The organism is Alistipes intestinihominis (assembly GCF_040095975.1).
Taxonomy (GTDB): domain Bacteria; phylum Bacteroidota; class Bacteroidia; order Bacteroidales; family Rikenellaceae; genus Alistipes; species Alistipes senegalensis.
In genome coordinates this window covers 143,120-156,921 of sequence record NZ_JBBMFL010000002.1, presented here as the reverse complement: position 1 = coordinate 156,921, position 13,802 = coordinate 143,120, and the positions used below count along the sequence as shown (strand labels likewise).

The following is a 13,802-nucleotide window of genomic DNA, read 5'->3' as shown; positions in this document are numbered from 1 at the left end:
GGTTAATAACCGGGATTCTGGTCGTCGCGGATCAGCGGATTGGCGTTCAGCTCTTTGAGCGGAATCGGCCACAGATAGTCGCGGTCCTTGTTGAACGAACGCTTGTCGATGACGATCTCCTCGTACTGCCAGTAGGGCGACGTGGCGCCGCTCGAAGGGTAGTACTGCAATTTCGATACGTCGAGGCCGTGAGCGTCGGTCATCACCTTCTCGGCGATCTTCCAGCGGCGGATGTCGTGCCAGCGCTGGCCCTCGTGGAAAAGCTCCACGCGGCGTTCGTTGCGGATCAGCGCCCGCATGGTCTCCTTCGTGAGGTTGGGCAGCGATTCGGTGAGGGTGACCATCCCCACGCGGCGGCGCAGCCGGTCGATCATCTCGTAGGCGCCCTTGGGGCCGTTCTCCTCGTTCTCGGCCTCGGCCCACGCCAGCAGCACTTCGCCGTAGCGCATCAGGATCTTGTCGCCGCCGTCGTTGTTGAGGTTCCCGAGCGTCTCGTTGGCGCCCTTTTTGGCCGCGAAGCCGGTCTTGTTGTCCCAGTTGGCGGGCTGCCAGTGGACCTGATAGCGGGAGGTGCCGTCGCAGCGGTATTCGTCGCCGGGGCAGAGCACCGAGAGTTTCAGGCGCGGGTCGCGGTTCTCGAAGGGATAGTCCTTGTCGTAGGTCGGATCGGCCGGGATCGAGGCGCCGTTGTCGGCTTCGAGCGGCTTGACGGGCAGTCCGTTGGCCGTGAAGAAGCTGTTGACCATTTCGAGCGTCGTGTTGAACGAGAACCAGTTGTACCACAGCTGGGTCATGTAGCTCGATCGCAGGTCCTCGGCGTAGTTGACCTTGAAGATCACCTCCTTGTTCGAGGGGTCGTTGATGCCTTCGTCGAGGAATAGCTTGCGGAAGTCGCCGTAGAGATCGTATCCGAGCTCCTTGATCGCCTTGGCGCAGGCGATGACCTCGGTGTTGTCGTATTCGTACTGCGCGATCTGCAATCGGAGCATGAGGGCCGCTCCGAGGCTGGCGACCTCGCCGCCCGGGATGTTGTCGAGATTCCCGACGGCATATTCCACGTCGCCCTTGATGAAGGCCATCACCTTGTCGAGTTCCTCGCGCGGGGCGTTCTCCTGCGGCGAGTTCTCGTCCACCAGCGGCACCCGGCCGTAGAAGCGCACCAGATCGAAATAGAACCATGCGCGCAGGAACCGCGCTTCGGCCAGGATCTTCCGGCTGTCCGCGGGGCCGATGCCCGTGGCGAGGGCCATCGAACGGATCAGGGAGTTTGCGCGCGAGATGGCCTGCCAGTCCTTGGTCCATTTCAGTTCGGCCCACCAGCTCGCGGCGGTCTGCGTTCCCGACGCGAATTCGGCGCTGAACTCCCAGGTGTGGTGGTTGTAGGAGTTGTCGCACATGTTTTCATAGGTGTAGGGGGTGATATAGGCCGGCGAATCGTCGTAGAAGCAGTAGTAGATGCCCGCCAGCATGCTCTTGGCCTGCTCGACGCCCTTGAGGAAGGTGTTGGGCGAGGACTTGTCCACGGGAACGGTGTTCAGATAGTCGGCACAGCCGCTCGACCATCCCGCGAGCAGCAGGGCTGCGATGAAGAGTGTGGAAAACTTTTTCATGGCTCAGAAAGTTACGTTCAGGCCGGCCGTGAAGGTCCGGACCAGCGGGTAATCGTAGATGTTGGTGGCGTTGACGCCCGCACGCTCGGGGTCGAAACCCTTGTAGCGGGTGAGCGTAAAGAGGTTCTGGGCGCTGACGAAGACGCGGACGCCCGAAATCCCGATCTTGCCGACCAGCGATTTGGGGAGCGTGTAGCCCAGTTCGAGGTTTTTCATGCGCATGTAGGAGAGGTCCTCGACGTAATAGTCCGATTTGATCTTCGCGCGCTGGTTGTCGATGTAGACCCGCTGATAGGTGTTGTTGGGATGTTCGGGGGTCCAGCGTTCGGTCATCCAGGCCGCGGTGTTGTAGCCGTTGAAGAACGGGGAGACCAGTTCGCCCGTGCTCCATCCCTCGCCGCCGCAGACGCCCTGGAAGAAGGCCGTCAGGTCGAAGCCCTTCCAGCGGGCCCCGAGGTTGAACGAGAAGAGAAAGTCGGGGTTGGGATCGCCCAGCGCCACCCGGTCGTGGTCCATGTCGATGATCCCGTCGCCGTTCTGGTCCTTGAAGCGGATGTCGCCCGGCGCGGCCACCAGTCCCGAGTAGGAGTTCACAGGGTTGCCGTTGCGGTCGAAGGTCGTCAGGTGGTTGTGGATCTCCTCGTCGCTCTGGTAGATGCCCTCCACCTCGTAGCCGTAGAGCGTGTTGATCGGCCGGCCCTCTTCGAGCAGGATGCCCGTCGTGGAGTTGAGGATCGGGCTCTGGCCCTTCAGGTCGAGAATCTTGTTGCGGTTGAAGGAGAGGTTGGCCCCGGCGCTGAACTCCCACTTGCGGAATGCCTTGAAGTAGGAGAGCGCGAATTCGCAGCCGGTGTTGCGCATGCGCCCGGCGTTTTTCCACGGGTCCTCGGTGAAGCCGAAGATGCCCGACACGGGCAGCTGCATCAGAATGTCGTCGGTCTCCTTCACGTAGAAGTCGCCCGTGAAGGTCAGCGAGCCGAACAGCCGCAGGTCCAGACCGATGTTGTACTGCGTGGTGGTCTCCCACGTGAGGCTCTTGTCGGCGATGTAGGAGGTGGCGGCTCCGGTGACCTGCTGGTTCTCCCAGATGTAGTTGCACGAACCGATCGAGAGGATGTCGATGCCGGCGTAGGAGCTCCATATCTTCTCGTTCCCGAGCTGGCCCCACGAGGCGCGCAGTTTCAGTTCGTCGATCCACCGCACGTTGCGCATGAACGCCTCCTGCGAGATGCGCCACCCGGCCGAGAACGACGGGAAGACGCCCCATTTGTGGTCTTCGGCGAATTTCGACGAGCCGTCGTAGCGGATGTTGGCCTCGACGAGGTATTTCTCCTTGTAGTCGTAGTTGAAACGCCCGAAGAGCGACATGCTCTTGACCTCGGTCTCCCAGCTCGAATTCTTCTGCGTCGAGGGGTCGCCCACTTCGAGCGACGGCAGGTTGGTGGTCAGGCGCGTGCGGGAAGCCTTGTAGTATTTGTTGTCCCACTGCCCCTGCTGCCATCCGGCCAGCACCTTGAAGTGGTGGTGGTCGCCGGCCGTGGCCCAGTAGGAGAGGGTGACGTAGCTCGAAAGGTTGCCGTAGCGGTAGGTCGATTCGGTGATCGACGACTCGCGCGAGGTGCTTTTGCCGATGGTCTGCGTACCGTCGGCTCCCGTGAAGACCTTGTAGAGGTCCACGTTCGGGGCGTAGATTTGCCCCGTTTCGGTCGTGCGGTCGTAGTTGACGGCGCCTTCCAGCCGCAGGTTTTTCAGCAGCGACAGTTGCAGGTTGAGGTTGCCGCTGAAATTCCCGGTTTTGGTCTTGTTGAAACCTCCGGCTTCGCGCACGGCGTCGTCGTAGAACCAGTCGGTCCAGCCGTATCCCTCCATCTTGGCGTTGACCATCGGGCTCATGGCCACGATGCGGTAGAGCGTGTTGCCCGTGCCGTCCACCAGGTCGTTCTTGACGCCCGAATACCCGGCGACGTTGGCCGAGATTTTCAGCCGGTCCTTGAACAGCGAGCTGGTCGTGTTGATGCGGAAGTTATACTTGTCGTACTCCGTGCCTTCGAGGATGCCGTCCTGTCCCAAATAGCCCATCGACAGCGTGTAGGCCAGCTGGTCGGTGCCGCCGTTGAGCTTCACGTAGTGGTTGTGCAGGATCGCGGGCTTGAAGTAGAAGTCGGCCCAGTCGCGGTCGGGGTAGAGCGCCGGATCGTCGCCCTTGCGGAAATGCTCGATGTAGCTCTGGCTGTAACGGGGCTGCTGGCCCGAGTTGAGGCACGCCTCGTTGTAGAGGTTCATGTAATCGACCGATCCGAGCAGGTCGGGATAGCGGGTCACCTGCTGGACCGAGACGTATCCGTTGTACTCGACCTGCAAGCGGCCCGAACGGCCCTTCTTCGTGGTGATGAGGATGACGCCGTTGGCGGCCTTGTTGCCGTAGATGGCGGCCGAGGCGGCGTCTTTCAGGACCGACATCGACTCGATGTCCTTGGGGTCCACCTTGTCGAACGACGATTCGAATCCGTCGATGATGACCAGCGGCGACGAATCGTTGAGCGTGCCGATGCCGCGCACGGTGATCGTGCCGCCGTCGGCTCCGGGCTGGCCCGAGGTCTGGGTCACCTGCACGCCCGTGATCTTGCCTTGCAGGGCCAGCGATACGTCGGTGATCGGGCGGTTCTTGAAATCGGCGGTCGAGACCGTCGATACGGCGCCCGTGAGTTTCTCCTTGCTGGTCGTGCCGTAGCCGATGACCACGACGTCCTGCACGGCGAGGGCGTCCTCTTCGAGCGTGATGTCGGCGCGGGTCATGGCCTGCGTCACTTTGAGCTGCTGTTTCTTGTAGCCGAGATACGATATCTCGAGCGTTTCGCCGACACGGGCCGTGATGGTGAACGTACCGTCCGTGCCGGTCGTCGTGCCGGCCTGCCGGCCCTGGACAGCTACGACGACGCCCGTGATCGGGCTGTGCTGTTTGTCCGTGACCTTTCCCTGGATGCGGACCTCTGCGCCGGACTGCGCATGCACGGCCAGGAGGAAGAATCCGGCCAGCGCTGTGAGCCACAGACGCAAATGGGTGCGATAGCTGTGTTTCATGTTCAACGTTTTTTAGGTTGGTAAGTTTGTTTCATATGCGGTAGGTTGGTTTTGCATTCGGTCACTCTTCCCAGCGCCAGCGGTCGCGCCATTCGACGCGGAATCCCTCTCCTTCGAACCGCACGGGCAGCCACACGTAGCGTCCGTCGGCGGCGTCGGCCGGGTTCCAGCGGTCGCCCATGTAGATATAGCGGTCGGTGCCCGCCACGGCGACGACGAAGGTGCTCTGCGAATCGTAGGTGGTCTCGGCTCCGGGGCCTTCGCAGGGGTTCCCGAGCTCCCGCCACGGGCCCCAGACCGATTCGGCGACGGCCGAGCGGGCGGCGTTGGGGGCCCAGCCCGTGCAGCCCGACATCATCAGGTAATAGCGCCCGCCGCGTTTGAAAAGCGCCGGGGCCTCCATGAACCGCCCGACGAAGAACCGCGCGTAGCGGCCGCTGTGGGCGAGGTAGTCGTCGGTCAGCTCCGAGATGTGGAGCGTGCTGTTCTCCTCCGAGGAGTAGACGTGGTAGGCGCGGCCGTCGTCGTCGACGAAGAGCGTCATGTCCCGGGCCATCTGCCCCTGCGCGGCGTCGCGTCCCACGAGGTTCAGCGAGTCGGGGTGTTCGGGCAGGCTGCCGCCGTCGAAGCGCATCCCCGCGGCGCGGCTCTTGCCGAAATGCTGCGGCAGGGCGTTGACCGGATAGACCCCGGCGTCGGGGCGTTCGGCCCGCAGGAAGGTGTAGGGGCCTGCGGCACGGTCGCTGACCGCCACGCCGCTCAGGGCGCCCGTGTACCCGGCCCCTTTGGGTTCGAGGTGGAACCACATGACGTATTTGCCCGTGCGGGCGTTGCGGATCACCTTCGGGCGTTCGAGGATGCAGCCTTTTTCGATCGGGCTGCCCGAGCCTTCGGGAGCCACGGCCAGGGCGATGCCTTCGTCGCGCCAGTCGTAGAGGTTCTCCGAGGAGTAGCAGTGTACGCCGACCTGCGCGAGGTTGCCCGCCTCGCCTGCGGTCTTGTGCTCGCCGAACCAGTAGTAGCGGCCTTCGTCGTAGAGGATGCCGCCTCCGTGGGCGTTGATGACGGCGCCGCCGGTGTCGGTCCAGACCGCTCCGGGCCGGAACTCCGGGCGGGTGCAGCCCGCGGCCGCAAGAATCAGCCACAGGGCTGTGAACAGGGTGGAAGTGCGCATGGGTGTCGTTATTGTTTGTAGTAGTAGGTGTTGGGTTTCTCGACCGTCGCGTCGGCGAATCCCGGCTGCCCGGGGGCCATCCGGACGCTGCCGCAGCCGACGGCGCTCACCTCGGCCGTGCGGTCGCCTTCGAAGCTGTTGCCCGAAATCTCGGCCTCCCGGCAGTGTTGCAGGTCGATGTACGACAGTCCGTCGAAGATCGGCGGATAGTCGCTCTGGATGAAGCGGTTGCCGCGGATTTCCACCCGGTCGGCGCTCAGGGCGTAGATCACCTGCGAGTCGAACGTGCGGACGGTGTTCTGTTCGAAGACGATGCGTCCGTGGTAGTGGAAGCCGCCGCCGCGGCCCGAGGCCGGAATCTCGGGCGAGATCTGCAATACCGACTGGGGATTTTCGCCGCCCGTGCCCATATTGACGAAGGTGTTGCGGCGGATGACGACATCGCCGACGCTGCCCGATTCGAACCACGAATTGGCGTCGCCGGCGATTAGCACGCCGGCCATCATCGACGAAAACCGGTTGTCCTCGACCGTCACGGGGCGCGGCGTCGAGATCAGGATGCTTCGCGCGCGGTTGTTGCGCACCGTGCAGCGGCGCATCTCGACGGCGGGCATGTTGCGGGGATTCTCGACGGCGAGGTGTTCCGACGGCGGAGTGGCGAGGGGGCCCGCCGCACGGATCGTCCACTGCTCGTCGCCGAGGGGCCGGGCTTCGGCCGCCACGAAGGTTTCCAGCGGGCGAAGGCTGATGCGGTCGATCAGCCGCAGGGTGTCTCCGGCGCGGGCGAAGTCGAACCCCTGCTGCTGGACGTGCCCGAAACGGGCGGTCAGCCGGTCGCCGGAAAGCGTGTCTACGGCCATGTAGGTTCCGTGGACGTTCGTGGCGTCGTCGAGCATGTTCTCGAACAGACAGCCGTCGAAGCGGATCGTACCCCGGCAGTTGACGAAGTGCGTGGCGTCGGCCGAGGCCGAGATGAAGCGGCCGGAGCCCTCCCGCAGACGGACATCGTATCGGTCGAGCGTCACGTCCTCGGTGTTCTCGCAGATCAGCGCCATGGCGCCCGAGGCGTGGACGGTCGTTTGCTCGATCCGCAGGTCCCGCGTGCGGTGCACGACGATGCCCGGACAGCGGCGGTTGTTGCGGAAGGGGCCTTTGTCGGCGTAGACCGAGCCCACGGGCGGCAGTTCCGGGGAGAGGAACCCCGTCAGCCGCACGGTGTCGGGGCCGAGCATCGCGGCCGTCAGTTTCCGCTGCCAGTAGGGATGGAGGAAGCGGGCCGTGTTGTAATAGGGGGCATGGGTAAGGGTGTCGAAGACGATGTTGTCGCCCTGGGTCTGCTCCCAGCCGTAGCCCGAGAAGATCAGCTCCCCGTCCTCGACCCGCACGGGGTTGCCGCTGGTGATTTTCAGGTCGATACTGCGTGTCGCGGCGTCCTGTGCGATCACGCGGCCTTCCAGCACGAACGGCACGTCGTAGTCGATCGTGACGCCCCGGAGGGCGATCTCCTCGCAGCTGTCGATGTAGAAGGGGACCAGCTCGCCGTGGAAACGGAACTCGGTGTCGTGCCCGCAGACGGTGACGCGGCGCATTCCCTCCATGCGGAAGGCGATGCGTTTGGTTCCGTTGTCGTTGTTCGACACGCGCAGGAACTGCTCTTCGGCCTGCTCGGGATAGAAGTCGTAGACGCCGGGTCCGAATTCCAGCGTGAACGCTCCTTCGGGGTGTGCGCGGAGGATCTCCCGCACGTGTGCGGTGTAGTCGGTCCGGCCGTCGAGCGGGACGCGGATGTGCGCGGGGCGCGTTTCGCAGCCCTGCGCGAAGAGCGCCAGCAGGCCGGCGAGGATCGGGGTCAGTCGTTTCGTATTCATTCGTCGGATGTTATTTGCAGATGATTTCGAGGGGCCGGCCGCCGCGCTGGACGATCTCCGAGGGGCGCATGTGCACGATGCCGATGTTGTGCCCCGGAAAATCGGGGCCGAAGCTGTTGCCGGCGACCCGCACCTTGCGGCATCCGTCCAGAAAGAGGTTGTAAGGACGGTAGAACGGTTCGTAGGTCCGGGTGCGTTCGAGGCGGTTGCGGCTGAACTCCAGCCCCTCGGCCGAGCGGGCGAACAGAACGGCGCAGTCGAAGTGGCGGAAGGTGTTCCCCACGATGCGGATATTGCGGTGGTATGCCTTCGCGTCGGCATCCTGCGGCCGGAAGGAGGGCGAGATCGAGATGACCCCTTCGCCCCAGCCCCAGGGGCCGTCGATGATGTTGTTGCCCGAGGTGTAGCAATCCTCGAAGAGATTGTTCCGGATCGTGATGTCGCATACGGCGCCCGATTCGAACCAGAGCTCCGTGTCGCCCTCGATGAGGACCGCGGCTCCGGCCGAGCGGAAATAGTTGTTTTCGATGAGGACTTTGGCCGGGGTGGTCACCAGAATCGAACGGCCGCGGTTCTGTTTCAGCATCCGGCAGTTGCGCACGGTGAGCCGGGGACAGAGCGTCGCGTTTTCCAGCATGTTTCCCGCCGCGATGCGTCCGGCGACCGGTTCCCGGAAATGCAGCACGTAGTCCCGCGATCCCGCGATGCGTTCCGTTCCGGCCGATGTCAGCGGACGGCCGCGCTGCATGGTCGCCGTATCGAGCGGCCATACCCGTTCGCCCGGGCGGAATCCCTGGTCGCGGCTCGTGGGCGCGATCCGCACGGAGCGTTCGCCGCAGACCTCCGCGACGGGGGCGTACATGCCGTGGACGTTGGTGAAATCGTCGCCCGAACCGCTTACCGTGCAGCCGTCGAACAGGATGTCGCCCGTGCAGCCGATGAAGTGCGTGGCGTCGGCGATGGTGCTGAAAACGCGCCCCGACCGTTCGTCGGCCACGATGTCGAGGCCGACCATCGCAACGTCGTGCGAACGGACGCCGAAGACGCCGCAGCTCAGCGTGTGGTGGATCGTCACCTGTTCGATGCGGGTCTGCCGGCAGTCGGCGATTTCGATGCCGTTGGTGATGTAGCGTCCGTGGAAAAAGACGACGACGGTTCCCGGTGCGGGCTTCATGGCCGGGCGGTAGTGGAAACGCACCCGGTTGTTCCCGAGGTCGGTGACCCGGGCCCGGAACATGTCGCGGCCCAGCGGTACGTCGCGCGTCTGGTAGAGCAGTTCGTGCGTCGCGGCGTCGTAGAGGTTCGTATATTCGGGGACGATCCGTTGCAGTCCGTATTCGCCGACGAAGGCCAGGGAGTCGCCCGCCACGACGTAGGGATAGCGCCCGGCGTCGATCTCCATATCTAAATAGGTGTCCGTCGCCGAAACGATCGTCGCCTGCGAGTTGTAGGGCTGCTGCCAGTCGATGCGCACGTTGCGGAGCGTCGTGTTGCGGCACCCCGAGAGCCGCACGGGATTCATCAGCCCGTGGAAGATCCAGTCGCATCCGCCGCCGTCGATCTCCACGCCGTCCGTCTGCGTCAGGGCAAAGGCCGTGGTCGGTTTGCCGGCCGCCTGCCGTTCGGCGTCGGGGTAGAAGTCGTAACGCCCCTCGTCGAAACGAATCTGCAAGCCCCGGACACCCTTGTTTTCCTCGATGATCCGCCGGACGACCGGCAGGGCGTTCCGGCCGCTGCCGGGGTGCAGCCCGTAGTCGGACACCCGCACGGTGCGGCGTGCGGCATTTGCGGCATATGGTACGGATGCGGCTGTGAGGAGCAGGAGGACGATAAGACGGGTGGGTCGGTTCATGGGTCGTTGTTTCGGTTGCAACAAAAGTAAGCGAACTCGGCCACTTTCGGCTATCCCGATGTTAAGAAATCGTGCAGGCTGGGTTAACGGCGGTTCCGGCGGGACGATTTGAACGAATTTATAGGTTCTGTGAACAAATATGCAATTTCGGCGTGATGTAAATACAAATATATATTGTTAACTTTCGGAAAAATGAGGATGTATGAAACGACTTCTGACCCTGTTGTCATGGCTGTTGCTGCTGCAAACGCCCGTATCGGCCCAGCATGACGGCGTCATCTGGAACTACGAGCATCTGAGCCGCAACGACGGGCTTTCGGGCAACCGCGTCACGGCGCTGTGCGACGATGCGTACGGCCGGATATGGATCGGAACCTCGCAGGGGCTGAACATTTACGACGGACGGAGGTTGCAGAAGGTCGAGGAGTACAACGGGCTGGAAGTATGGTCGTTCCACGATACCGGCGACCGTATCCTGATCGGCACGCCGCGCTTCCTCGGGGTGTACGACTACGCCAGCGGCCGTTTCTCGCGCCTGACCTGCGAGGGCCGCGACGTGGGGTATGTGCGCACGATCGTGCGGGCCGGGGACGACCTGCTGCTCAAGACCCCGAAGCAGCTGTACCGCTGCGACGGCGACCGGCTGACGCTCGTGGCGAAGGAGACTCCCTACGAATATTTCTGTTGCGACAAATTCGGGCAGCTGTGGGGGCTTTCGAAGGAGCGCGTATTCCGCATCGGCGAGGATTTCAACGTCGCGGCGACCTATGACCTGACCAGCGCCGACCGGTCGCCGCTGGTGGGGGTGAGCCTCTATGCCGATTCCAAGGGGTGCGTCTGGGTCGGAACGATCAAGGACGGGCTCTTCCGCTACAACCGGGCGGCCGACGAGTTCCGCCGCGAGCCCGTCGCCCGGCGGTTCCGTGTTCCGGAGATCGAGAACATCGCCAGCCTGAGCGAAGACCGTTACGACCGCTTGTGGATCGGCCACAACAACGGCGTTGCGGTCTACGACTATAACAACGATTTCTTCTGCAACTATGTCTGCGAACTCAATGACAATGCGCTGCTCAACACCGTGATCTGCATTTTTCGGACCCGCCGGCAGGACATGCTGCTGGGGACCTATTTTTCGGGGCTGTTCCGGGTCGGCAACCTCGATTCGGGCGTGGAGTACTACACGCTGGGCACCTCTGGGCCTTCGCTCCGCACCCGGAACGTCGCGGCCAACGGCATACAGCGCGATGCGCAGGGGAACTGGTGGGTCTCCACCAACAGCGCGGGGATCAACGTGCTCGATCCGTCGGGAGGTTTCCTGCGGCGCATATCGAGCCGCAATGCGGACATCAACGACAATATCCTCTCCCTCCAGCGCGATGTCCGCGGGAATCTGTGGGCGGGGTCCCTCGCCAGCGGCCTCTACTGCCTGGCCCCCGACGGCCGCATCCGCCACTACACCAGCCGCGCCGGCGACACCGCGTCCATTTCGAGCGGAAACGTCCTGCTGTTGTGTCCGCTCAACGCCGATACGCTCTTCGTGGCCACCGAAAAGGGGATCGACATCTACCGCTATGCGACCGATTCGTTCGGGCCGGTCTGCAAATGCGGCAAGGAGGAGTTCGCCTTTTACGACGCGCAGATTCATGGCGACAAGGTCTGGTTCATCAATTTCTGTTCGGTGCTCTGTTACGACCGTCGGCAAAGGCGGATCGAGGAGTTCCAGCTTCCCGAGACCGATACGCGGCCCTACATCCAGTGCGGCTGGGTGGACGGCGGCGGCTGTCTGTGGCTGGGGACGACCAAGGGCGACATCTGGCGCTTCGAGGAGGGGCGTTTTTCGCCTGCCGTGCAAAACCATCCGCAGATCAACGGCGGGATCGCCGGCATGCGCGGCGACGCCTCCGGCAATCTGTGGCTGGCGGCCGGAAACGACCTTTTCCGGCTCGACACGGCCCGGCGCCTGCGCCGGTTCAGCCTCGCCAAAGGCATGGGCATCAATGAATTCAACGTCCGCTCCGGATATGCGGGCCGTCAGGGCGAGATCTGCTTCGGAACGACGAACGGGCTGGTCTGCTTCTGGCCCGCGAAACTCGAAAACGACCTCCGGCAGCAGCCGACGCTTTTCATCTCCGGGCTGAAACTCTTCAACAAGCCCGTGGAGATCGGGGGCAGCGTGCTGAAACTCCCCGTCAACGACACGCAGGAAATCACGCTGGCCCACAAGCAGACCTTCCTGACCTTCGAGGTCTCCGTGATCGACTACGACATCTACCGCACGGCGCCCTATTCGTGCCGTTACCGGCTGGAGGGCTTCGACGACGACTGGTACGAACTGGGGCCGCAGGGCGAGATCACCTACACGGGGCTGCCCACCGGCCGTTACGGCCTGTCGGTGCGGCTGGTCGCGGACGACGGCGGGGTGCTGGCCGAAAAGCGGATCGCCCTCCGGGTCCGGCCGCCCGTGCTGCTCAGCGGATGGATGATCGCGCTCTATCTGTCGGTGCTGGGATTCGTCGTCTGGCAGTTCGTGCGGCTGGTGCGGCGGCAGCGGCATGCCCGGGAGCTGGTCGAGCAGGCCCGCCGCGAGCGCGAGACCCGCGACCGGATCAATGCCATGAAGCTCGATTTTTTCAGCAGCATCTCCTACGAGTTCAAGACGCCGCTGTCGGTCATCTCGACCTTGCAGGACAGCGTGCTGCCGCCGCCGGACGGCGATGCCGGGAGCGATCCGGCGATTTTCCGCCGCAACATCGAACGGCTCGACTTCCTGGTCGATCAGCTGCTGGACTTTCGCAACATCGAGTCGCGGAATATCTCGGTTTCGATCCGCAAATACGATCTGGTGCCTTTCCTGCGCAATATCTACGAGACTTTCGTGCCCCTCTACAACCGCAAGCAGATCGCGCACGGGTTCCATGCCGGGGTGGAGTCGCTGCCGATGCTCTTCGACGCCGCCAAGATGGAGATGCTGGTGGGCAACCTGCTGGACAACTCCTTCAAATCGGTGCAGCCGGGCGGCGAGAGCTCGTTGAAACTCACCTTCGACGGGCGGCAGGCCGTCGTCGAGCTGTTCAACAGCGGCCCCTGCCTGACCGAGGAGCAGAAGAAAGCCATTTTCCAGCCCTACAATTCGGCGGGGCTGCCCAACGGCGGCATCGGACTGGCGTTGGTGAAGAGTATCGCCCGGCTGTTCGATATCCGCCTGTCGGTGGAGTCGCTGCCGCAGCGGGGCAACCTCTTCCGGATGGAGATGGCCGTCGGGCAGGATGACGGGGCCGAGCCCGAACGGCCCGACGCCGCGACGGGCATCGTCGGGAGGATCGTCGATAACACGAGCTATTTCGAGGATGTCTCCCAGCCCCGGTTCCTCGATGCCGAGGGGCACCGCAAATTCCGCATCCTGCTCGTCGAGAACGACGCCGATTCGAAACGGGTGCTGGAAAAACGGCTGCAAAAACACTTCCACGTGTCGAGCGCCGCGACGGGCGACGAAGCCCTGCTGCTGCTCAAATCCCAGAGCATCGACGTGGTTATCTGCGACATGCAGCTTGCCGACACGAACGGATTCGACCTGTGCGGGATGATCAAGAACTCGAACCGCACGCGCCATATCCCGGTGATCCTGGAGAGTTTCGAGCTCTCGGGCGAGAACCGCATCCGGGCGCTGCAATGCGGCGCCGACGCCATGTTCCAGAAGCCGATCAACTTGCAGGAACTGTTCCTGCGGCTGAATAACCTGCTGCGGACGAAGGACGTGCTGCGCGACTATTACATGGCGGCGGGCAGTGTCGGGATCACGACCCCCGGACTGAACAACACCGACGAACGGTTCATCCTCTCGGTGACGGATTATATCCACGCCCACCTCGACGATCCGGGGCTGTCGGTCAACGAACTGGCGCGTTTCGCGAATATCAGCCGCACGCAACTCTATCTCAGCATCAAGCGGCTGACCGACCGGACGCCTTCGGACTTCATCCTGCAAATCAAGATGCGCGAGGCGGCCGGGTGGCTGCAAACGACGGCGATGACCGCATCGGAGATCTCCTATAAACTGGGTTACTGCAATCCGAACCATTTCAGCCGCCAGTTCAAGGAGTATTACGGCGCTTCGCCCGGCGAATACCGCCGCCGGCACGCGAAGCCCGGGGCGTGAAACGCTCGTCGGTGAAATCAGCCCCGTCGTCGGGGTGATCGGGGCGAACGTCTATTTCATT

Annotated in this window: 6 protein-coding genes; 1 reads left to right on the top strand and 5 read right to left on the bottom strand. The window is 63.4% G+C overall.

Annotated elements, in window-relative coordinates; all coding sequences use genetic code 11:
• Positions 1-2 precede the first annotated feature (2 nt).
• The 5 genes from WMO46_RS02230 to WMO46_RS02210 all read right to left on the bottom strand — a co-directional run bounded on the left by WMO46_RS02230 (position 3) and on the right by WMO46_RS02210 (position 9,585).
• The gene (locus WMO46_RS02230) at positions 3-1,610 is read right to left on the bottom strand and encodes a RagB/SusD family nutrient uptake outer membrane protein (RefSeq protein WP_349093700.1); all 1,608 of its coding nucleotides are present in this window, start codon (positions 1,608-1,610) and stop codon (positions 3-5) included.
• Between the two features lie 3 nt (positions 1,611-1,613).
• Positions 1,614-4,691, bottom strand: a complete 3,078-nt coding sequence (locus WMO46_RS02225) for a SusC/RagA family TonB-linked outer membrane protein (RefSeq protein ID WP_349093699.1) — start codon at positions 4,689-4,691, stop codon at positions 1,614-1,616.
• Between the two features lie 61 nt (positions 4,692-4,752).
• Complete coding sequence (locus tag WMO46_RS02220) at positions 4,753-5,865, bottom strand: glycoside hydrolase family 43 protein (RefSeq protein WP_349093698.1); 1,113 nt, start codon at positions 5,863-5,865, stop codon at positions 4,753-4,755.
• 8 nt (positions 5,866-5,873) lie between these two features.
• Positions 5,874-7,733, bottom strand: coding sequence for an alpha-1,3-galactosidase-related protein (locus WMO46_RS02215; protein ID WP_349093697.1), 1,860 nt, complete (start codon positions 7,731-7,733; stop codon positions 5,874-5,876).
• A 10-nt stretch (positions 7,734-7,743) separates the two neighbouring features.
• The gene (locus WMO46_RS02210; RefSeq protein WP_349093696.1) at positions 7,744-9,585 is read right to left on the bottom strand and encodes a right-handed parallel beta-helix repeat-containing protein; all 1,842 of its coding nucleotides are present in this window, start codon (positions 9,583-9,585) and stop codon (positions 7,744-7,746) included.
• Positions 9,586-9,787: 202 nt separating this feature from the next.
• Between WMO46_RS02210 and WMO46_RS02205 the strand changes: the two genes are divergently transcribed.
• Entirely contained in the window at positions 9,788-13,741 is a 3,954-nt protein-coding gene (locus WMO46_RS02205) for a two-component regulator propeller domain-containing protein (protein ID WP_349093695.1), read from the top strand.
• The last annotated feature ends 61 nt before the right edge of the window (positions 13,742-13,802 follow it).

Excerpts from the sequence above, each read along its gene's own strand:
- WMO46_RS02215 (WP_349093697.1), bottom strand. The coding sequence starts at position 7,733 with ATGAATACGAAACGACTGACCCCGATCCTCGCCGGCCTGCTGGCGCTC.
- WMO46_RS02225 (WP_349093699.1), bottom strand. The coding sequence starts at position 4,691 with ATGAAACACAGCTATCGCACCCATTTGCGTCTGTGGCTCACAGCGCTG.
- WMO46_RS02210 (WP_349093696.1), bottom strand. The coding sequence starts at position 9,585 with ATGAACCGACCCACCCGTCTTATCGTCCTCCTGCTCCTCACAGCCGCA.
- WMO46_RS02220 (WP_349093698.1), bottom strand. The coding sequence starts at position 5,865 with ATGCGCACTTCCACCCTGTTCACAGCCCTGTGGCTGATTCTTGCGGCC.
- WMO46_RS02205 (WP_349093695.1), top strand. The coding sequence starts at position 9,788 with ATGAAACGACTTCTGACCCTGTTGTCATGGCTGTTGCTGCTGCAAACG.
- WMO46_RS02230 (WP_349093700.1), bottom strand. The coding sequence starts at position 1,610 with ATGAAAAAGTTTTCCACACTCTTCATCGCAGCCCTGCTGCTCGCGGGA.